This is a genomic window from Ornithinimicrobium cryptoxanthini (assembly GCF_023923205.1).
In the GTDB taxonomy this organism is placed as follows: domain Bacteria; phylum Actinomycetota; class Actinomycetes; order Actinomycetales; family Dermatophilaceae; genus Ornithinicoccus; species Ornithinicoccus cryptoxanthini.
Genome location: NZ_CP099490.1, coordinates 1,399,234 through 1,419,153 on the forward strand (window position 1 = coordinate 1,399,234; position 19,920 = coordinate 1,419,153).

Annotated in this window: 21 protein-coding genes and 1 riboswitch; of the genes, 14 read left to right on the forward strand and 7 right to left on the reverse strand. The window is 70.0% G+C overall.

All coding sequences use genetic code 11. The features are described 5' to 3' along the window. Nucleotides 1-39 precede the first annotated feature (39 nt). The 3 genes from NF557_RS06510 to NF557_RS06520 all read left to right on the forward strand — a co-directional run bounded on the left by NF557_RS06510 (nt 40) and on the right by NF557_RS06520 (nt 1,988). Nucleotides 40-582 carry a DUF7010 family protein gene (locus NF557_RS06510; protein WP_252622798.1) on the forward strand — a complete coding sequence of 181 codons (543 nt, stop codon included), beginning with the start codon at nt 40-42 and terminating at the stop codon, nt 580-582. Between the two features lie 139 nt (nt 583-721). After that, nucleotides 722-1,003 carry a hypothetical protein gene (locus NF557_RS06515; RefSeq protein WP_252622800.1) on the forward strand — a complete coding sequence of 94 codons (282 nt, stop codon included), beginning with the start codon at nt 722-724 and terminating at the stop codon, nt 1,001-1,003. 208 nt (nt 1,004-1,211) lie between these two features. After that, entirely contained in the window at nt 1,212-1,988 is a 777-nt protein-coding gene (locus tag NF557_RS06520; protein WP_252622802.1) for a hypothetical protein, read from the forward strand. Between the two features lie 55 nt (nt 1,989-2,043). Here NF557_RS06520 and NF557_RS06525 read toward each other — a convergent pair whose 3' ends face one another. Continuing rightward, nucleotides 2,044-3,855, reverse strand: coding sequence for an AMP-dependent synthetase/ligase (locus NF557_RS06525; RefSeq protein ID WP_252622809.1), 1,812 nt, complete (start codon nt 3,853-3,855; stop codon nt 2,044-2,046). Nucleotides 3,856-3,907: 52 nt separating this feature from the next. On the opposite strand from NF557_RS06525, the gene NF557_RS06530 reads away from it, so the two are divergent. From NF557_RS06530 to NF557_RS06560, 7 genes are all read left to right on the forward strand, one after another. Beyond that, the gene (locus NF557_RS06530; protein ID WP_252622811.1) at nt 3,908-4,375 is read left to right on the forward strand and encodes an SRPBCC family protein; all 468 of its coding nucleotides are present in this window, start codon (nt 3,908-3,910) and stop codon (nt 4,373-4,375) included. Beyond that, entirely contained in the window at nt 4,368-4,862 is a 495-nt protein-coding gene (locus NF557_RS06535) for a hypothetical protein (RefSeq protein WP_252622813.1), read from the forward strand. Before NF557_RS06530 ends, NF557_RS06535 begins: the two co-directional genes overlap by 8 nt. Next, nucleotides 4,853-5,902 carry an ROK family glucokinase gene (locus tag NF557_RS06540; RefSeq protein WP_252622815.1) on the forward strand — a complete coding sequence of 350 codons (1,050 nt, stop codon included), beginning with the start codon at nt 4,853-4,855 and terminating at the stop codon, nt 5,900-5,902. The genes NF557_RS06535 and NF557_RS06540 overlap by 10 nt, the downstream gene beginning before the upstream one ends. Before the next feature lie 45 nt (nt 5,903-5,947). Continuing rightward, nucleotides 5,948-6,946, forward strand: coding sequence for an ROK family glucokinase (locus tag NF557_RS06545; protein ID WP_252622817.1), 999 nt, complete (start codon nt 5,948-5,950; stop codon nt 6,944-6,946). Further along, nucleotides 6,943-7,689, forward strand: coding sequence for an endonuclease/exonuclease/phosphatase family protein (locus NF557_RS06550; RefSeq protein WP_252622819.1), 747 nt, complete (start codon nt 6,943-6,945; stop codon nt 7,687-7,689). The genes NF557_RS06545 and NF557_RS06550 overlap by 4 nt, the downstream gene beginning before the upstream one ends. A 64-nt stretch (nt 7,690-7,753) precedes the next feature. Further along, nucleotides 7,754-7,814, forward strand: a riboswitch (guanidine-III (ykkC-III) riboswitch). A gap of 37 nt (nt 7,815-7,851) precedes the next feature. After that, complete coding sequence (locus NF557_RS06555) at nt 7,852-8,166, forward strand: DMT family transporter (protein WP_252622821.1); 315 nt, start codon at nt 7,852-7,854, stop codon at nt 8,164-8,166. A gap of 1 nt (nt 8,167) precedes the next feature. Further along, nucleotides 8,168-8,518 carry a DMT family transporter gene (locus tag NF557_RS06560; protein WP_252622823.1) on the forward strand — a complete coding sequence of 117 codons (351 nt, stop codon included), beginning with the start codon at nt 8,168-8,170 and terminating at the stop codon, nt 8,516-8,518. Between the two features lie 536 nt (nt 8,519-9,054). On the opposite strand, the gene NF557_RS06565 is transcribed toward NF557_RS06560, so the two are convergent. The 3 genes from NF557_RS06565 to NF557_RS06575 all read right to left on the reverse strand — a co-directional run bounded on the left by NF557_RS06565 (nt 9,055) and on the right by NF557_RS06575 (nt 11,008). Next, the gene (locus tag NF557_RS06565; RefSeq protein ID WP_252622825.1) at nt 9,055-9,465 is read right to left on the reverse strand and encodes a hypothetical protein; all 411 of its coding nucleotides are present in this window, start codon (nt 9,463-9,465) and stop codon (nt 9,055-9,057) included. 105 nt (nt 9,466-9,570) lie between these two features. After that, complete coding sequence (locus NF557_RS06570) at nt 9,571-10,248, reverse strand: hypothetical protein (protein WP_252622827.1); 678 nt, start codon at nt 10,246-10,248, stop codon at nt 9,571-9,573. Then, on the reverse strand, nt 10,238-11,008 hold the full coding sequence (locus NF557_RS06575; protein ID WP_252622829.1) for an alpha/beta hydrolase: 771 nt from the start codon (nt 11,006-11,008) through the stop codon (nt 10,238-10,240). Before NF557_RS06575 ends, NF557_RS06570 begins: the two co-directional genes overlap by 11 nt. 81 nt (nt 11,009-11,089) lie before the next feature. Between NF557_RS06575 and NF557_RS06580 the strand changes: the two genes are divergently transcribed. Genes NF557_RS06580 through NF557_RS06590 form a run of 3 tightly spaced genes read left to right on the forward strand, consistent with a single transcriptional unit; the run spans nt 11,090 to nt 14,655 of the window. After that, nucleotides 11,090-12,151 (forward strand): 1-acyl-sn-glycerol-3-phosphate acyltransferase, encoded by a 1,062-nt coding sequence (locus NF557_RS06580; protein WP_306254966.1) that lies wholly within the window; start codon nt 11,090-11,092, stop codon nt 12,149-12,151. A 34-nt stretch (nt 12,152-12,185) separates the two neighbouring features. After that, a complete protein-coding gene (locus NF557_RS06585) occupies nt 12,186-13,547 on the forward strand; it encodes a class II 3-deoxy-7-phosphoheptulonate synthase (RefSeq protein ID WP_252622831.1) in 1,362 nt (453 codons plus the stop codon). A gap of 1 nt (nt 13,548) precedes the next feature. After that, nucleotides 13,549-14,655, forward strand: a complete 1,107-nt coding sequence (locus NF557_RS06590) for a threonine aldolase family protein (RefSeq protein WP_252622833.1) — start codon at nt 13,549-13,551, stop codon at nt 14,653-14,655. 186 nt (nt 14,656-14,841) lie between these two features. On the opposite strand, the gene pknB is transcribed toward NF557_RS06590, so the two are convergent. Further along, entirely contained in the window at nt 14,842-16,776 is a 1,935-nt protein-coding gene (gene pknB / locus NF557_RS06595; protein ID WP_252622835.1) for a Stk1 family PASTA domain-containing Ser/Thr kinase, read from the reverse strand. Between the two features lie 49 nt (nt 16,777-16,825). Continuing rightward, entirely contained in the window at nt 16,826-18,253 is a 1,428-nt protein-coding gene (locus NF557_RS06600; protein WP_252622837.1) for a LysM peptidoglycan-binding domain-containing protein, read from the reverse strand. 132 nt (nt 18,254-18,385) lie between these two features. Between NF557_RS06600 and NF557_RS06605 the strand changes: the two genes are divergently transcribed. Then, complete coding sequence (locus NF557_RS06605; RefSeq protein ID WP_252622839.1) at nt 18,386-18,778, forward strand: Rv2175c family DNA-binding protein; 393 nt, start codon at nt 18,386-18,388, stop codon at nt 18,776-18,778. 13 nt (nt 18,779-18,791) lie between these two features. On the opposite strand, the gene NF557_RS06610 is transcribed toward NF557_RS06605, so the two are convergent. Further along, the gene (locus NF557_RS06610) at nt 18,792-19,883 is read right to left on the reverse strand and encodes a polyprenyl synthetase family protein (protein ID WP_252622841.1); all 1,092 of its coding nucleotides are present in this window, start codon (nt 19,881-19,883) and stop codon (nt 18,792-18,794) included. Nucleotides 19,884-19,920 lie beyond the last annotated feature (37 nt).

A 19,920-nucleotide genomic window follows, 5' to 3' on the forward strand; every position in this document is an offset into this window, starting at 1 on the left:
CTGCCGTGCAGGCACCACCTGGGGGCGAGGGGAGGACCGATGACCATCTCGGAGTATGTCGAGGTGCTGGGTGAGGCGACAGGTCACGGGTGGGGGTTCCTCACGGCATACGGACTGACGTGGTTGGTCTGTGCGGTGCTGTGGCTGCGGTCGAGCGCGCGTGTCGCGGCCTACGGCACCCTGTTCCAGGGCATGGTCGCCCTGCCGGTGGCACTGCTGCTGACCGAGCTGACGCCCGGTCCGCCGCGTCCGGTGCTGGACGGGATGCAGAGCCTGACCATCCTGCTCTCGAGCGGGCAGCTGCTCGCGCTGCCGGTCGTGATCTATCTCGTGGTCCGGCAGCGCTACACCGCGGTGCCGCTGGCGATGGTGCTCGTGCTGGTGGTTCACTTCGCGCCCTACTCGTGGCTCTATGGCACACCGCTCTATCTGGTGATGGGGGCGGCCGTGTCACTCGCCGCGGTGGCCGCGTCGGCGTCCGCCCGCGATGACGACGCGTCGGCCGCCACGAGCGCTGGTCGCGTCTGTCTGACAACCGGCACGATCCTGCTGTTGTGCGCCGCGGTGGCCTGGCTGCTGTAGTCCGCGACACGCCGGGGTTCGTGCGGCGGTGACCGGGGACCAGGCGGTGCCAGACACGCGTGTCAGGGGGGTCTGTCAGACCTCACCTCTAGCGTTTTCACATCAGTTGGAAGCACAGATGGAGGTGAGAGCAATGGGCATGACGATTGACTGCGAGACCTGCCCGGTTCGTGGCCGGCACTGCGGCGACTGCATCGTCCCGCTCCTGGGACGGACCTGGTTGGAGGAACCGACCCGGCGGCCGAAGCCAGCCGGGCGGCCGGAGCCAGCCGACGCCGACGGTGCGTCCCCGGCGTCGCTGCCGTTGGACTTCGAGGAGATGGAGGCTGTCGAGGCGTTTGCACACGCAGGGCTGATCAGCCGGGTCGAGGCGCACGAGGCGCGGGTACAGAGCACGCTGCCGTGGGTGGCGGTCGGCTGACCCGGCCGAGTGGCTGTGGGCTGGCTCGGCCGAGGGGCGGTGGGACCGCCCGGACGAGTGGCTGTGGGCTGGCTCGGCCGAGGGGCGGTGGGACCGCCCGGACGAGTGGCTGTGGCCTGACCCGGCCGAGTGGTTGTGGGCTGGCTCGCTGGCCGGCCACGAGCTCGGAGGCTCTCAGGCCGCTGACCTGCTCCCCTAGGATGGAGGCATGTCGGGAGCGCAGCGCCGCGCCATCCTCGCGATGGTCGCCGCCCTGATGCTCACCGGGTGCCAGAGCCAGCAGGTCGCCGTGACGGGGACGGCTGACCGAGACCGGATCGAGGCCTATGAGGCGATGTCTGAGACTGCCCTGGTTGAGACAGAGGGCCTGTGGGGCGACGGTTCGGTGCAGCTGCCGGTGAGCGTGGTGCTGCCCGCAACCCCGGAAGAGTTTGAGGAGCTCACGGGCGGAGCCGCCTCGAGTCGGGATGCCCCGGCGGTGACGGTCGGCGCGATGGCTAAGGCACACGTGGTGGTGCACCCGGACTCCTGGGACCTGTTGACCGCCGAGGGGCGACAGGCCGTGCTGACCCATGAGGTCACCCACCTGAGCATGCAGGGTGACGGCCCGGTGCCGCCGTGGCTGGGGGAGGGCCTGGCGGAATACACCGCGCACCGCAGCTCGGCCCTGGCTCCGGCCACGATCGCGGGCTCGGCCCTCGATCGGGTGCGTGCGGGAGAACTGCCGACGACCTGGCCGACACTGGCCTCCCAGGCGGGCCCGGTGCGGTCCAGGACCAACACCTGGGGCAGCTATGCCATGTCGTGGCTGGCCTGCCTCTATGTCGCGGACGCCTGGTCAGAGCGCGATCTCCTCGAGCTCTATGAGCAGGTCGCAGGCGGCACCCGCGTCGAGGACGCCATCCCCGCGGTGCTCGGCGTCTCGGAAGCGGAGGCGATCAGCGGCTGGCAGGTGTGGCTGCGCGCGATGGTCGCCACCGAGTGAGGGCGACGGTGGCCGAGCTCCACTGACCATGGCGCCGCCTCCGTCGAGGGCTGGGTCAGCTGTAGAGCCCCTCGATGTCCGCGGCGAAGTCCTTGGTCACCAGGTTGCGCTTGAGCTTCAGCGACGGCGTGAGATAGCCGTTCTCCTCGGTGAAGTCATGCTCGAGGATCTCGAACGTGCGGATCGTCTCGGCCCGGCTGACTGACTCGTTGGCCTTGTCGATCGCCTTCTGGACCGCAGCGCGCAACAGGTCGTTCGCCCGAAGCTCCTCAAACGCCAGACCGGTCAGCTCGTGGCGCTCCAACCACCCGGGGAGCACCTCGGGGTCGAGCGTGATCAGCGCGGCGACGAACGGCTTGGCCTCACCGACCACGAGGGCCTGCGAGATCAACGGTGTGGCGCGCAGCTGGTCCTCCAACGGCCCGGGAGAGACGTTCTTGCCGCCCGCGGTCACCAGGATCTCCTTGGCCCGACCGGTGATCCGCAGGAAGCCGTCCACGTCCAGCTCACCGAGGTCACCGGTGCGGAACCAGCCGTCCGCCATCCCCTCCTCGGTGGCCTCCACGTTGTTGTGATAGCCGCGGAACACGTTGACTCCGCGCACCAGCACCTCACCGTCGCTGATGCGGACACCCACGCCGGGCAGCGGCGGACCCACGGTGCCGATCTTGATCAGCTCGGGGGTGTTCACCGTGATCGGCGCGGTGGTCTCGGTCAGGCCATAGCCCTCGAGGACGATCAGCCCGATGCCACGGAAGAAGTGACCCATCCGCTCGCCGAGTGCGGCGCCACCGGAGACGGCATACTCCACCCGGCCGCCCATCGCGGTGCGCAGCTTGCTGTAGACGAGCTTGTCGAACAACGCGTGCTGGACCTTGAGCAGGAGCGAGGGCCCGCCGGTGTCCTGAGCCCTGCTCCACCGCTGCGCGACGTCGGCAGCCCGCAGGAAGATCGCGCCGCGCCCGCCGTCGATGGCCTTTTGCGCAGCACCGTTGTAGACCTTCTCGAAGACTCGTGGGACGGCCAGCAGGAACGTCGGCTGGAAGGACACCAGGTCAGCCATCAGCTGCTTCACGTCGGGGGAGTGCGCCAGCTTCATGCCGGCCTGCAGGACGAGCACCTCGATCAACCGGGCAAAGACGTGCGCGAGGGGCAGGAACAGCAGGATGCTGGCGCCCTCCTTGTGGAGGATGGCCTCGAACCGCTCCTCGGCGTTCTCGCAGAGGTCGAGGAAGTTGCCGTGGGTCAGCTCGGCACCCTTGGGTCGTCCGGTGGTGCCCGACGTGTAGATGATCGTGGCAAGGTCCGAGCGGTTCAGGTCGGCGCGCCGCCCGTCCAGCTCGTCCTCGGAGACGTCGGCCCCAGCGGTGACCAGCTCGTCCAGGCCGCCGCCGTCGATCTGCCACACGTCGCGCAGCGCAGGCACCTCCTCGCGGATCCCGGCGATGAGCTGGCTGTGGCGCGCGGCCTCGACCAGGATCGCGACCGCGGCGGTGTCCTGGATGATCCAGGTGGCCTGGTGCGGCGAGGAGGTCTCATAGATCGGCACCGGCACGGCGCCGGCGGTCCAGAGCGCGAAGTCGGCGACGGTCCACTCATAGCGGGTCCTGCTCATGATGCCGACCCGGTCCCCGACCTGGATCCCGGCCGCGACAAAGCCCTTGGCCAGGGCACGCACCTCACGGGAGAACTCCGCAGCGGTGACGTCACGCCATACGCCATCTGTCTGCCGGGACACCAGGGGACGGTGCGGTTCGCGGTCGGCCCACCCCTGCACGATGTCAGCCAGGGTGCCTTCCACCCGCGGGGGGACCAGGGGTGGAACCACATACTCCTGCACAGGAACTCCTCGCGGGTCGGGGGCCATGGATTCTCACTGTATAGCCCTGCTGCCACCCGGTCGGTATAGCCTTCCGTGCATGGCAGACCGCACAGAGTCCCGCATCGTGATCCCCGCCGCGCCGCACGAGGTCATCGAGGTGATCTCCGACTTTGAGAACTACCCGCAGTGGGCCGACTTCAAGGCAGCGACGATCCTGTCCGAGGACGAGGGCGGCTGGGCGCACGAGGTCGAGTTCGAGCTGGAGGCCGGTCTGATCAAGGACACCTATGTGCTGGGCTATGACTGGCAGATCACGGAGACCGGCGAGGGCTCGGTGTCCTGGGAACTGGTCCGCGCCGAGGTGCTCAAGGCGATGAACGGGACCTATGCCCTTGATGCGGTCGACCTGGCGGAGGCACCCGGTGGGGTGGGCACCGAGGTCCACTACCAGCTGCACGTCGACGTCAAGATCCCGATGCTCGGCGTGATGAAGCGCAAGGCCGAGAAGATGATCGTGGACACTGCGCTGAAGTCGCTGTCTGCGCGCGTGGTCAAGGATGGCTGAGCCTGCCGGCTCGGGGCCGGTGGAGCAGGAGGCAAGGCAGCTGGTCGAGGCGGCGGCGCGCTGGTTGGCGGCCGTCCCCGACACCGGTGCGTATGCCGATCGCGCGGATGAGCAGGAGAGTGACACTGAGGGGTCGGCCGGGACAGGGCCGGGGCCGGGTTTCGGCGAGGACGTCGACGGGAGTGCAGGGGCAGAGCACCTGTGCCGTAGCTGTCCGTGGTGCCGCGCCAAGGCGGCAGTAGGTCCCATTGGTGCGGACACGCTCGACTCGGTCGCGCACCTGCTCAGCGCGGCGGCCGAGAGCCTGTCGCTCTTTGCCCAGTCGCGACGCGAGGCCCAGCGCCGCGACGAGGCTGGACCCGACTCCGGAGCCCAGGACGAGGCGCCTCCTCAGGGCGAGGACTCTGAGGAGCGCCGCGACGTGCCGGGCCACAGCCGGCACGACGAGCAGAGCGACGACTCGGAAGGCGCACCACGATGGGCCTAAACATCGGGATCGACGTCGGCGGCACGAAGATCGCCGGAGCGACCGTCGACGTGGACGGTCAGATCCACCACCGATCACGCCGCGAGACACCGGCCCAGGACGTGGACGCGATGAGCGCGACCATCACCGACCTGGTGCACGACCTCCTGCGGGCCGCTGACGCCGACGGCCGCACGGTCGGTGCGGTGGGCGTGGCCGTGGCGGGGTTCGTGGATGCGAGCGGCACGACGGTGCTCTTCGCTCCCAACATCGCCTGGCGCGACGCACCACTGAAGCGGATGCTCGAGGAGACGGTCGGCAGGCCGATCATCCTGGAGAACGACGCCAATGCCGCGGCCTGGGGCGAGTTCCGCTTCGGCCCCGCGCGCGACGATGACGACATGCTGCTGCTCACGGTCGGCACCGGCGTCGGGGGCGGGATCGTCAGCGACGGCGAGCTGCTCCGGGGCCACGAGGGCGTGGCCGCCGAGGTGGGACACCTGCGCGTGCAGCCGGACGGCTACCGCTGCGGGTGCGGCAACAAGGGTTGCCTAGAGGCCTATGCGTCCGGGACCGCGCTCGTGCGCGAGGCACGTGAGCTGGTGCGCGGGGGCAGCCCGCACGCCGGCGCGCTGATCGACCTGTGCGGCGGTGAACCTGAGCAGCTGACCGGTGAGATGGTGACGCAGGCGGCGGCCGGCGGTGACCCTGCCGCCGTCGAGCTGCTCGCCGACCTCGGCACCTGGCTCGGTGAGGGCATCGCGAGCCTGGTCGCCGTCCTGGACCCCGCGGTCATCGTGGTCGGCGGCGGTGTCGCGGACGCCGGAGACCTCCTGGTGGGGCCGGCGCGCGCCGCGTTCGGGCGCCAGCTCACCGGCCGCGGGCACCGCAGGCAGGCCGACATCGTGCTGGCGGAGCTGGGCAACGACGCGGGCATGATCGGCGCGGCCGACCTCGCCAGCCGCCGGACCGCACCCGCGGACCGGGCGCTGGCCTCGGCGCGGGCCACCGAGGCAGACGACGCCAGACGCACTGACGCTGGCTCGCCGGCCCCCGCCTGACGGCATACTCCCGTGCGAGCGAGCCCTCCCGACCCACGCGACACGGTGACCGACCCGACTGACGGGGCGCTGGCGATCGGCGTCGACGTGGGCGGCACCAAGGTGGTCGCCGGTCTGGTCGATGCGCAGGGCGTCCTGCTCTCGACGGCGCGGCGGAACACGCCGGGGCGCACGACCGAGGCCACCGTCGTCGAGGACGTCATCGTCGACGCCGTGAACGAGGTGGTGGGGTTCGCGGCCACACACCTGCCCACCCGGGAGGTGGCAGGCGTCGGGCTAGGAGCCGCCGGTTTCGTCTCGGCCGACCGGAGCACCGTGGTCTTTGCCCCACACCTGGCGTGGCGTCACGAACCGATCAGGGACCGGCTCGCGGAGCGCCTGGGGCTGCGGGTCACCCTCGACAACGACGCCAACGCGGCGGCCTGGGCCGAGTTCCGGTTCGGCGCCGGTCGTGGCGAGTCACGGATGCTCCTGGTCACCCTCGGCACCGGCATCGGCGGGGCACTGGTGCTGGACGGCCGGGTGGAACGCGGTCGCTGGGGGCTGGCGGGGGAGTTCGGCCACATGCAGGTCGTGCCGGACGGTGTGCGCTGCGAGTGCGGCAACCGAGGCTGCTGGGAGCAGTACTCCTCCGGGCGGGCGATGCAGCGCGAGGCCCGGGGGATGCTCGAGCAGGACAGCCCGTATGCCGCCGGGCTGGCGGCCTACTGCGACGGTGACCCGGCCCGGGTCGAGGGGCACCACGTCACGCAGGCGGCACGCACCGGGGACGTGGCGGCCCTGGAGCTGATCGGGGACGTGGGCCGCTGGCTCGGGCTCGGCCTGGCCAACCTGGCCGCCGCGCTGGACCCGGGGCGGATCGTGGTCGGCGGAGGCGTCAGCGAGGCCGGTGACCTGTTGCTCGAGCCGGCCCGCGAGATGTTTGCCCGCCGCCTGGCCGGGCGCGGACACCGCCCTGTCGCGCCGATCCTGGCCGCAGAGCTCGGCCCCGCCGCAGGCATGGTCGGGGCCGCAGACCAGGCCCGGAGGCAGGCGGGCGGATGACCTCCCGCATCCGGGTGGCGAGCTACAACCTGCGCGGGCTGAAGGATGACGCGGCCGCCGCTGCCGAGGTGGTGCGTCGCCTCGACCCTGACGTGCTGCTGCTCCAGGAGATCCCGCGGCATCCGCTGTCGGGCGCCCGGATCGCCCACTTCGCGCGGCGCACCGGCATGGTGTGGTCGGGGCGCACGCGGCGCCTGTCCGGCACCGGGATGATGACGAGCAGGCGGGTGATCGCCACGGACTCCATCGACCGCAAGCTGCCGGTGGCGCCGCGGGCCAACCCGCGCAGCTACACCGCGGCGCAGGTGCGTGTGCCAGGCGGGCAGGACATCACCGTGGTGTCGCTGCACCTGTCGCTGCTGGCGGACGAGCGCCTCGCGCACGCGAGACAGATCCTGGACGAACTGGCCGCGGCACCGACGCTGGCGGACGGGCCGTTCGTCGTCGGTGGTGACCTCAACGAGAGCTCTTACGGGCCGGCCTGGCAGGTGCTGGGGGAGCGACTGCCGCTGGTGACACCGGACCGGCCGACCTTCCCCGCAGCTGGCCCGAAGTCCTGGATCGACGCGATCTTCGCCAGCCAGGACCTGACGGTGCTGCCCCACGCGGACGTGCCGTTGGAGCGGGCGCTGGTCTCGGCCGCCAGTGACCACCTGCCGGTCTGGCTCGACCTCCAGGTCGCCAGCGGCACTCCCCAGGAGGACGATGAGGTCAGGGCTGGCTTCCGAGGTTCACGTCACTGAAGCCCACGTCGCAGAATCCGACGTCGCTGAGGGCCCACGTCACTGAGCAGGGTTGTTACCCTTGGCAGTGGTGCCCGGCACCCCGGACGACGGTTCAGTACCCGGTGATGACAAGACTGGCCAGCTCTGTCCGTCTCGTCCGCCAGGGAGAAGTGAACCGTCATGGACTGGGTCATCCTGATCGGCTCAGGCGTCCTCGAGGCCGTCTGGGCGACGGCGCTCGGCGCCTCCTACGGGCTGCGCCGGCTGCGCCCCAGCATCGTCTTCCTCGTCGCCATGGTGATCTCAGTGTGGGGGCTCGCGATCGCGATGCAGACCATCCCCACGGGCACGGCCTATGCCGTCTGGACCGCCACCGGCGCCAGCCTCACCGTGCTGTGGGCGATGCTGCGCGGCACCGAACCGGTGACCCTGGTGCGCATGCTGCTGCTTCTCGGGATCGTCAGCTGCGTTGTCGGCCTGAAGGTGGTGTCCTGACATGCCTTGGGCAGTGCTGCTGGTCAGCGCCGTCTTCGAGGCCGTCTGGGCAAGCGCGCTGGGTCAGTCCGAAGGCCTGACCCGCGTCGGCCCCACGGTGGTCTTCGTGATCTTCTCGATCGTCAGTCTGGTCGGGCTCGGCTGGGCGATGAAGACGATCCCCACCGGCACGGCGTATGCCGTGTGGACCGGTCTGGGTGCCGTCCTCACCGTGATCTGGGCGGCCACCACTGGCCAGGAGGCGCTGACCCCGCTGAAGGTGCTTTTCCTGGCAGGGATCATCGGCTGTGCCGTCGGCCTGAAGTTCGCCACCCCGCCAGCCGGCGACGAGGCTGCTGAGACTGCTCACTGACCGCGGGGACAGGTGGACAGAAACGGACCTGCGTCGCTCGCACCTCCGTCCTCAGCACTATCAGAGCATCGCGCCTTACGGCCACCTCCCGCGCCTCACGGCCACCTTCATCGCCCGCACTCTCCCGGCATCGCGTGGGATTCAGTCCTCCTGAGGGAACGAACCCCACGCAATGGCCGGGCACGCACACATCACGGCCACCTCCCGCGCCTCACCTCCCGGCATCGCGTGGGACTCAGTCCTCCTGAGGGAACGAACCTCACGCAATGGCCGGGCACGCACACATCACGGCCACCTCCCGCGCCTCACCTCCCGGCATCGCGTGGGACTCAGTCCTCCTGAGGGAACGAACCCCACGCAATGGCCGGGCACGCAGTCCGTTTGTGGATAGCGCGGAGGGCGCTGCGCCCAGGACGGGCACGCTGAGCCGATGGAGTCAGGTCATGCCTGCGGTCATGCGGCTTGCAGAACGAGCGCCGCGGGAACGAGCTTCGCGAACGCGGATCTCACACCCGCAGCAGGGAATGGTTCCTCCATCATGATGGTGAGGTGCTCGTTCCCTCCCCGCGCCCTCCGCCGAGCCCGAAGACCTGCTGCCGCACGCGCTCAGAGTCCTCGTCGTCCTGCCACACCACGCGATGCCTGGTGCCGCCGTGCGTGAAGTCGCCGCCGGTCCAGTCGTCCACGGCCCGATCCAGGTCGTCCCCGGAGATCAGCCAGTCGGTGACAGCACCATCATGCAGGAGGTAGGCGTGCACGACCTCCTGCGGGCCGGTCCACCTGGACCACCACAGATGTCCTGAGACCCGCGACCAGGACTGCTCGACGCACAGGAAGAGGTCGGCGACCTTCTCACCCTGGTGATCGAGGAGCACCCCCGCCCGCTCCCGGAAGGAGTCGAGGCGTCGGTCGCCGGGACTCTCGATGTCATCGGGCGACCACGGCATGAGGCCGACTATGCCACCTGGGGTGCTCCAGGATCGAGCGGGTGGCAGGCGATCGCCAAAGGCCGGGCGGCGGAGCTGGTCGGCTGACCTCTGCCTCCCTGGCGCTCAGACTCTGGCGCCGCCGGAGGAGTCGGTGTAGTCGCGGTTCTTGGGCAGCCGCAGCACCAGCAGCACCACGCCTACGACAGACACGACCAGGCCCACGGGGGTCCACCAGTCGGCGCGCAGGACGCGGAAGACCTCGCTGAGGATGAGGATCAGCGGACCTCCGAGGAGGCCGGCGACGATGGACCACAGGTGCAGGTCACCGGCGGGCAGGGACGGGGTCGGCGGGATGAAGTGCTCCTCCTCGTCCGACTCGTCCCAGCCGCGCCAGGCCTCCTGCGGCGGACCGCTCCCGAGGTCGTCGTCCGGTGGACCGGGTGGCGGCGGCGTGGCACCACGCGGCGGGTCCGCCGGGGGTGGGGCGGCACCACGGGGTGCGTCCGGTGGTGGGGTGAAGTTCCTCAGCGGCGGGTTGACATCCGGTCGGAGTGGGTTGGCTCCCGGTGGGGTGACACCCCGACGGGAGGGCGGCCAGGGGTTCGGGTCGTCGAAGCCCTCGAGCGGACGGTTCTCCTGGCGCTCCTGGTGGCGGCGCTGCAGCTGCGCCCGGCGGATGGCCTCGCGGCGTCGTGCGACCGACTCGGCCTGCTCGGCCCGCAGGCCGGACACGATCTCCTCGAAGCGGGCGTCGATGTCATCCTCGGGTCGCTCGCCGCGCCCGGATCCCTCAGGTGCCATGACCACTCACCCTGTTCACGAACTCCAGTGTGCCCTCGATCAGCTGCTCGGCGTCATGGTCCAGCGGCGCCACGTGTGCCGACTCCTCGAGCCAGGTGACCGTGACGTCGTCGCTGCCGACCTCGGCGAGGAACACGTCACAGGAGACCGCGGGCACCACACTGTCGTGCCGGGACCGCACCAGCATGACGGGCTGACGGATCTCGGGCAGCTCCCGCACCAGCCGCGGCCACTGCTCGACGAAGGAGTCGAACGCCTTCAACGGCGTCAGCGCGTAGGCCATCTCACGAGGCGGACCCTCCCGCCGGATGTCGTCCCCGATGCCCTGGATCGCCGGCACGACATGCTTGACCAGCGGGATCACCTTCAAGCGCCAGTCGTCGGCGGCGAAGGCCGGGTTGACCAGCACCAGGCCGTCGATCAGCTCGGGGCGCCTGGCTGCGACGTCGGTGACCAGCGACGCGCCCATGCTCACCCCGAAGGCGACCACCGTGCGGTGGCTGGCACGCAGCTCCTCCAGGGCGGCAACCACGGCGGCCAGCCAGTCGGCATACCTTGTGCGGGACATCTCCTGCCAGGTCGTGCCGTGCCCCGGGAGCAGGGGAGCTGACACGGCATACCCCTGCTCGGCGATCCGATCCGCGACCGGCCGCACCATCTGGGGCGAGGAGGTCATGCCGTGCATCACCAGCACCGCGGTGTCGGCCCGCTGGCCCGACCCGGGCGAGTGGAACGGCTCGGCGCCCTCAAGAATCTGCACACCTCGATCTTGTCATGACAGACTGCGGAAGCGGTGCGCCGTGTCCGCCGGGGATGCCCCCTAATATGTCCTGAACCGGTGATGGAGGTCCTGGTGCTCTATTGGTTGATGAAGAACGTCCTGATCGGCCCGGTGGTCCGGACCCTGTTCAAGCCCTGGGTCGAGGGCGAGGAGCACGTGCCCGAGCACGGAGGCGCGATCTTCGCCAGCAACCACCTGAGCTTCTCCGACTCGGTCTTCCTGCCGCTCGTCGTGGACCGGCGGATGACCTTCCCGGCCAAGATGGAGTACTTCACCGGCACCGGGATCAAAGGGTGGCTGACCAAGACGTTCTTCAAGGGCATGGGCCAGATCCCGATCGACCGCTCCGGTGGAGAGGCCAGTATGGCGGCGCTCAACTCCGGCCTGCGGGTGCTGGACCGCGGCGAGCTGTTCGGCATCTACCCCGAGGGCACGCGCAGCCCGGACGGCAAGCTCTACAAGGGCAAGACCGGCGTCGCGCGGATGGCGCTGGAGGCCAAGGTGCCGGTCGTGCCCGTCGCGATGATCAACACCGACAAGGCGCAGCCGACCGGTCAGGTCATCCCCAACGTCAAGCGGGGTCAGGTTGGCATCCGGTTCGGCAAGCCGCTGGACTTCTCACGCTATGAGGGCATGGAGGAGGACCGCACGGTCCTGCGCTCGATCACCGACGAGATCATGTATGAGCTGATGCAGCTCTCCGGCCAGGAGTATGTCGACGACTATGCCGCGTCGGTCAAGGAGCGGATCGCGGCGCGGGCCAAGGCCGCGGTCGAGGGAGCTCGCGTGGCGGTCGACAAGGCCGTCGACCAGACCAGGGTGCAGGTCGGGCAGGTCCGCCGCCAGGTCGACGAGCGGGTCGAGACGGCCCGCACGCAGATCGAGGAAGGCGTGCAGTCCGTGCGCAGCCAGGTCGAGTCCGTCGGTGAGCAGATCAAGGCGCGCGGTGAGGCGAAGGCGGCTGCGGAGCAGGACGACGCCAACGCGACCGACGAGAGCGTCACAGGCGAGAGCGTCACCGACGCGGCGACCGTGGAGGGGGAGCAGCAGGACCCCGGTGAGCACGCGGCATACGACACGACTGTCGAGCCGCTCGAAGGCGCGTCCGACGACCACCGGTGAGGTTCGGCGCCACTGAGGCTCCTACGATGTCCAGGTGACCACGGACGTGACCGGACCGCCCCCCACCGGGCACCATCTCGAGTGGGGCGACCTGCCCGCCAAGCAGCAACCCACCTGGGGTGACGCCGACGCGCTGGAGCGAGCCGTCACCACGCTGCGCGGCTTCCCGCCCCTGGTCTTCGCCGGTGAGTGCGACCAGCTGACCGCCAAGCTCGCGGCGGTGGCGCGGGGCGAGGCGTTCCTGCTCCAGGGCGGTGACTGCGCCGAGACCCTGGACGGCGTCACGGGCCCCAACATCCGCGAGCGCATCAAGACGATCCTGCAGATGGCGGTCGTGCTGACGTATGGCGCGGGCATGCCGGTCGTCAAGGTCGGCCGGCTCGCGGGTCAGTTCGCCAAGCCCCGCTCGGCCGACACCGAGACGCGCGACGGGGTGACGCTGCCCGCCTATCGCGGCGACATGGTCAACGGCTTCGAGTTCAGCGCGGAGTCGCGGGCGCACGACCCGTCGCGGATGGTCAGCGTCTATCACGCGAGCTCGTCGACGCTGAACCTCGTGCGCGCGTTCACCAGCGGTGGCTATGCCGACCTGCGCAGCGTGCACACCTGGAACAAGGGCTTCGTGGCCGGGCCCGCGCAGGCGCGCTACGAGAAGATGGCCTCCGAGATCGACCGGGCCGTGCGCTTCCTGGAGGCCTCGGGGGTGGCCGACGCCGAGGAGCTGCGCCGCGTCGAGTTCTATTCGAGCCACGAGGCGTTGGTGCTCGACTATGAGCGCGCCATGGTGCGCCGCGACTCGCGGACCGGGTTGCCCTACAACACCTCTGGCCACTTCATCTGGGCCGGCGAGCGCACCCGTGACCTGGACGGGGCGCACATCGACTTCCTGTCCAAGGTGCACAACCCGATCGGCGTCAAGCTCGGCCCGACCGCGACGCGCGACGACGTGCTCGGGCTGCTCGACAGGCTCGACCCCGAGCGCACGCCCGGGCGGCTGACGTTCATCACCCGCATGGGTGCCGACAGGATCCGCGACCTGCTGCCCCCGCTGCTGGAAAGCGTCGGCGAGGAGGCGGGCAAGGTGGCCTGGGTCTGTGACCCCATGCACGGCAACACGTTCTCCTCGCCGAGCGGGCACAAGACGCGCCGCTTCGAAGACGTCATCGACGAGGTTGCCGGCTTCTTCGAGGTGCACCGGGCGGCTGAGACCTGGGCCGGGGGCATCCACGTCGAGCTGACCGGGAACGACGTCACCGAGTGCGTCGGCGGCTCCGGTGCGCTGGACGTGCAGGACCTCGGGCTGCGCTATGAGACGTTGTGCGACCCCAGGCTGAACCACCAGCAGAGTCTGGAGATGGCCTTCCAGGTCGCGGCGATGCTCGAGGCCGGGCGTTGACATGAGTGGGTCGACTGGGCATCCCTCAGCGGGGCGGCAGACCGCGGGTGGGCAGACCACGGGGCAGAGCACGGCAGACCTGCGCTCGGACACGCTGACCCGCCCGACCGACGCCATGCGCGAGGCGATGGCGTGGGCACCGGTGGGCGACGACGTCTATGGCGAGGACCCGACCATCCTGGCCCTGCAGAGTCAGGTCGCCGAGCTGCTCGGCCACGAGGACGCGCTGTTCACCCCGAGCGGGTCGATGGCCAACCAGCTGGGTGTGCGGCTGCACGTCGCGCCAGGTCAGGAGCTGATTGCCGACGACCTGGCTCACGTGCTGCGCGCCGAGATGGGTGCTGCGGCCGTGCTGAGCGGCATCTCCGCCCGCAGCTGGCACGCGAACGCCGGCCTGCTGGACGTCGACGCGGCCATGGCGCTCGCGGTGACCGACGGTGGTGCATATCAGGTCGGCACCTCATGCGTCGTCGTCGAGAACACCCACAACTTCGGAGGCGGCACCGTCCAGCCGCTCGAGGCCATGCGGGAGCTGCACCGGCGTGCGCACGAGCGTGGCATGGCTGTGCACCTGGATGGCGCACGGCTCTGGAACGCCCACGTCGCCACCGGCGTCCCGTTGGCGGACTATGCCGCCTGCGCCGACACCGTCTCGGTGTGCCTCAGCAAGGGGCTGGGTGCCCCGGTCGGGTCTCTGCTGGTGGGCTCGCGGGCCCACATGGAGCAGGCGCGGGTCTGGCGCAAGCGCTTCGGCGGCGGCATGCGTCAGGCGGGGATCCTCGCGGCCGCGGGCCAGTTCGCGCTGGAGCACCAGCTGGAGCGGCTGGCCGACGACCACGAGCGGTGCCAGCGGGTCGCCCGCGCGGTCGCGGCCACTCGCGGCGACGCCGTCGACCCGGCGGCCGTGCACACCAACATCCTGGTCCTGCATGTCGCCCCGGCCGGGTGGAGCGCGAGCGACTTCATCGCCGCAACCGGCGAGCGTGGAGTGCTGGGCTATGCGATGGGCCCTGAGCACGTGCGCTTCGTCTGGCACCTAGATGTCGACGATGCCCAGACCGACCACGCCGCCGCAGTGCTGACCGACCTGGTGTCGCAGCAGGCCTGAACCGCGTGGGGCGCGGCGGCGGGCCGGTTTGGACCGCTGTTTTGTCGGCCATGGCAAGCACATGGGAGGTCGAAACGGCGTGTGCGGGGGGCGGGCGGGTTTGGACCGCTGTTTTGTCGGCCATGGCAAGCACATGGGAGGTCGAAACGGCGTGCGCGGGGGGCGGGGAGACGCTCACGACAACGCTCAGAGCACAGTCAGGACGATCTCGGTGCCCTTCGGCCTCATCTCGCCGGCGTCGACGCTCTGGAAGCGCACGGTCGAGAAGTAGCCCCCGGCCAGGTCCTCACGCTCGACCACGAAGCCCGCGTCCGTCAGCAGCTTCTCCGCCTCGTCCCACTGCTTGCCGATCACGCCGGGCACCTCGAACAGTTCTGGGCCCTTGGACACCGTCAGCGTCACAGTGTCGCCGCGGAAGCCGGTGCCGGAGGCCGGTGACTGCGCCACGACGGCTCCGTCGGCCACCGAGTCGCTGAAGACACGCTCCTCCTCGACCACCACGGTGAAGCCGGCATCGGTCAGTGCCTGCTCGGCGTCAGCCTGCGGCTGGTCCACGACGTTGGTGATCTCGATGGGCTGACGGCCCTGGCTGATGGTCACCGTGACCTCGGTGTCGGGCTTGAGCGACTGCCCCTCCGCAGGTTCGACGGAGATGATCTGCCCCTCGGGGATCGCCTCGTCGTGCACCAGGACCGGTTCTGCCAGAGTCAAATTGGCGTCCTCGATCATGGGCGTCGCCTGCTCGAGCGTCTTGCCGACAACGGGCGGCACGGCATACCTCTCCGGACCCTGGGAGACCGTGAGCGTCACGTCGGTGCCGTGGCGGACCGAGACGCCGGGGTCGTGCGAGGCAGCCATCACCGTGTCGGGCGTGACCGTCTCGGAGAACTCCAGCTCGACGACGGGGTCGAGCTCCTCGGCGTCCAGCGCCGCCCGCGCATCAGCCTCGGTCAGGCCGACCAGGACCGGCACGGGGGAGTGGATGCCGGGACCCTCGGTGAAATACCACGCCGCGCCGGCGCCAGTGCCACCGATCAGGACCAGGAGTATGCCGAGGAGCCAGCCCGCGGCCTTCATGCGCCGGCGGGGGCGCCGGGGGGCCGGAGCCGGCTGACGCGTCTTGCGCGGCTTGTTGCCGCTGGTCCGAGCGTAGTGCTGAGGTGTCTGGCGGGCGACGGCCATGGTGTCGGTCGTCCGCAGCGGCCTGGTGTGGTCGAAGCCCTGGGTCAGGTCGGGGTCCACCGGCTGGCCGGGCAGGGCGTCGAGCTCGGTGTCGGAGAGCTGGCGCACCGAGTGACGCAGCTCCTTGAGCGCGGCGCCGGCGTCGGTGGGGCGGCGCTCGGGGTCCTTGGCGCAGGCCCACTGGATGAAGGCCTCGATCTCGGCGGGCACCGTGGCCACCGTCTCCGCGGCCCGCGGGACCTCGCCGTGCACGTGGGAGTAGGCCACCTGCACGGGGCTGTCGCCCGGGAAGGCCTTCACGCCGGTCAGCAGCTCATAGAAGAGCAGCCCGGCGGAGTAGATGTCGCTGCGCTCGTCGGTGCGGCCGCGCTCGACCTGCTCCGGGGCGAGATAGGCGGCGGTGCCCCACACGAGCTCGCTGCTGTGGCTGGAGGTCGCGGCGGTGACCGCACGGGCCAGGCCGAAGTCGGCGACCTTGACCATGCCGTCGCTGCGGATCAGGACGTTCTCGGGCTTGACATCACGGTGTGCCAGACCAGCCTCGTGCGCGGCCGCAAGCGCCTGCAGCACCGGGTCGAGATAGCTGACGGCGTCGCGGACGCTGTGCGCGCCGTGCTCGGTGATCACCTCACGCAGCGTGCGTCCCTCCACGAGCTCCATGGCCAGGAAGACGAGATCGTCGTCCTCGCCCTGGTCGAAGACCGAGACGACGTGCGGGTGGGACAGCCGGGCTGCGGTGCGGGCCTCCTGCCGGAAGCGGGTGACGAACTCGTCGTCGCCAGCGAGGTGGGCGTGCATCACCTTCAGCGCGACTCGTCGGTCGAGGCGCAGGTCGGTGGCGCTGTAGACCGCCGCCATGCCGCCCTTGGCGAGCAGGGACTCCACGCGGTATCGACCGTCCAGGACACGGTCGATCACGGCAGAGGTAGCGGTGCTCACCCCTTCAGGATACGGAGCCTGGCCTGGGAATCGGTGGAGGTGGCCTGCCTCACATGCGATCGCGGTGGTGCTTGACCGTCTTCACATAGTTCTTGGTGTCGGCATACATGCCATGGGTCTGCACGCCGTACAGACCCTGGTAGTAGCCACCGATGGCCTGGTCCTCGTTGTCCGCCGAGCGCAGCAGGGCACGCATGATCACGGTGCCGGCGGTGACGTTGTCCTGGGGGTCGAGCAGGTTGAGCTCGCGCCCGACCAGACCGGAGGCCCAGTCGCCGCTCGCGGGGATCACCTGCATGACACCGATTGCGTTGGCGGGGGAGACAGAGCGGTGGTTCCAGCCGGACTCGGTGTAGCTCAGGCCGAGCATCAGGTCGGGGTCCACGCCGTGGCGCTTGGCCGTGTCGCGCACCATCTTGTTGACCTCGTCCCGGGTGGGGACGGGGACGCCGGACAGGTAGTCCCGGTTGGCGGCCGCCGACCCGGCGACCTCGTCGCTGTAGGTGTAGTGCAGGAACGAGTTGGGTGCGCCCTTCTTGGCTCCCTCACCATCTCGGTATGCCGAGGAGCGGCTGGCCGCGGCCGTGGCACCTGGCAGGGTGATCTGCTGCCCCACCTGCAGGCCGCGGGCGTTGACACCCGGGTTGGCGTTCACCAGGGTGGTCAGGGAGATGCCGTTGGTCGCCGCGATGCCGGAGAGGGTGTCGCCCGCACGCACCGTGACGGTGCCGCCCGAGTGCGTGCTGGCTGCGCTGCCGCTCTTGCCAGAGCCTGCTGAGGAGTCCTTGCTCGGGGTGTCGGCCTTGGCGCCGGGGATGCTCAGCTGCTGACCGGGATAGATCATCGCCGAGGGCAGGTTGTTGGCGCGGATGATGGCGGAGACGGACACGTTGTGCCGTGCGGAGATGTGCGACAGCGTGTCGCCGGGGCGCACCGTGACCTTGGCCGACGCCTTCGCCGGCGTGGACGTGCCCTTGCCTGTCGCCTTGACCGGTGCTGCGTAGCCACTGGCCTTGCCTCCCGGGATGGTCAGCTGCTGGCCGGGGTGGATCATCGCCGAGGACAGGTTGTTGGCCCGCATGATCGAGCCGACCGACACGTCGTGCGTGAGCGAGATCGCCGACAGGGTGTCGCCGGAGCGGACCGTGACCGACCCGGCGCCGCTCGCCTTGCCGCTACTCGCCTTGCTGCTGCCACGGGACGAGGCCTTGTCACTCTTGCCGCTGACCTTGCCCGGCACCTCGATGACCTGGCCAGGGTGGATGAAGCCCCTGATGCTGTTGTGCGTGGTGAGCGCCGAGACCGTGGTGCCGTGCTCGATGGCGAGGTCATAGAGGGTGTCGCCGGGTTGGACGCGGTAGTCGCTCCAGGCCTTCTTGGCTGTGGCCAGCGTGCCCACAGGCAGATGGTTGGACAGGTCGATGACGGGGATCTCGACGTGCAGTGCCGGGGGCAGGTCTGCGACGGGGCTCATCATGCGCCTTTCGCGGGGCAGGGCGGAGTGACTCGTGGTGAACGTGCGTTCTGTGTGACGCACGTGAAAAGTACCTGAGTTTTGCCAATTGCGCCAGATTCACAGCGTGTCGCTTCTTGTGGCAGACTTGAATATGTGGTAAACGACAGCGATGTAATTCCTCCGTCCGACTCCGGCGACGACGTCCTCGACCAGGCCGAGTGGCTCGCCGTTCCCGACATCATGGAGCTGACCGGCGCCTCACTGGCCGAGGTCAAGACCTGGTTGCAGGATCGGGACATCATCGGCTCGCGCCGCGGTCCGAACAGGGCGGTCTATGTGCCGGCACTGTTCCTGACCGAGGAGGGGCCGGTCTTCCCGCTGCGCGGCACGATCATCGTGCTGGCCGACGGTGGCTACCGTGACGACGAGATCATCAGGTGGCTGCTGGCCAGCGACGACACCCTGCAGGGGGGCAGCGCGATCGCGTCGCTGCGGGACGGCAGCAAGACCGAGGTCCGGCGCCGGGCCCAGGAGATGGCCTTGTAAGACGAGTTGCGGGTCAGGTGGAGCGGGCGGTGCTGATCGAGACCAGCTCGACGAGCGCGGCCCGCCCCTCGTCGGTGAGTCCGTCGGTCTCCTCCAGCGCCCGCAGGGCAGCCGCCGAGGACTGGGAGATCATCTCCTCCGTCGCGCGGACCGCACCGACGCGCTCGAGCAGCTCACGGCATACGCCCACCTGCTCGTCGGTCAGGTCCGGGCGACCGAGACAGTCCAGCAGCGCCGCGGCGTCCTCGTCGCTGCCCAGGCCCAGCGCGTGCGCGACCAGCACGGTGCGCTTTCCCTCGCGCAGGTCGTCGCCGGCCGGCTTGCCCGTCGCTGCGGGGTCGCCGTAGACCCCGAGGACGTCGTCGCGGATCTGGAACGCCTCACCGAGGGCCAGCCCGTATGCCGACAGCGCGGCGAGCGTGTCAGGTCCGGCTCCTGCGGCGCGGGCACCGATCAGGAGAGGTTGTTCCACGCTGTATTTGCCGCTCTTGTAGCGGATCACGGTGCGGCAGCGGCGGATCCGCTCGGCGTAGTCGAGGCCCTCCCAGCCCTGTGCCGCGTCCAGGACGTCGAGATACTGCCCAGCCATCAGCTGGGTCCGCATGTTGTCGAACTCACTTCTGGCAGAGGCGATCTCATCTGGTCGTAGGCCAGAGGTGGCGAACATGCTGTCGCACCAGGTCAGGCACAGGTTGCCGGCCAGGATCGCTGCGGCGTGACCGAACCGGTGGGACTCCCCGGACCAGGCCTGCTGCCGGTGGTCGGCGGCGAAGGTGCGGTGTGCGGTCGGTCGGCCGCGGCGCAGATCGGACTCGTCCATGACGTCGTCGTGCAGCAGGGCGGCCGCCTGGAACATCTCCATCGAGCTGGCGGCGCGGATCAGCGCGGGGGAGTCCGGGCCGCCCAGAGCGCGATAGCCCCAGAAGAGGAAGGCCGCCCGCAGACGCTTGCCGCCGGTGAGCAGGGCGGCGACCTCGTCGACGAGACGGGTGACCTGGGGGCCGAGCTCGTCGAGGACGGCACGCTGGTGGGTGAGGTCCTCATCGAGGGCAGCCTGCACGCGCTCACGCAGCTGCGGGACGTCGATGGGGTGGGGAGTGGACACGGGATGAGCCTACGGCGTTGTCCACAGCGGATGAGCC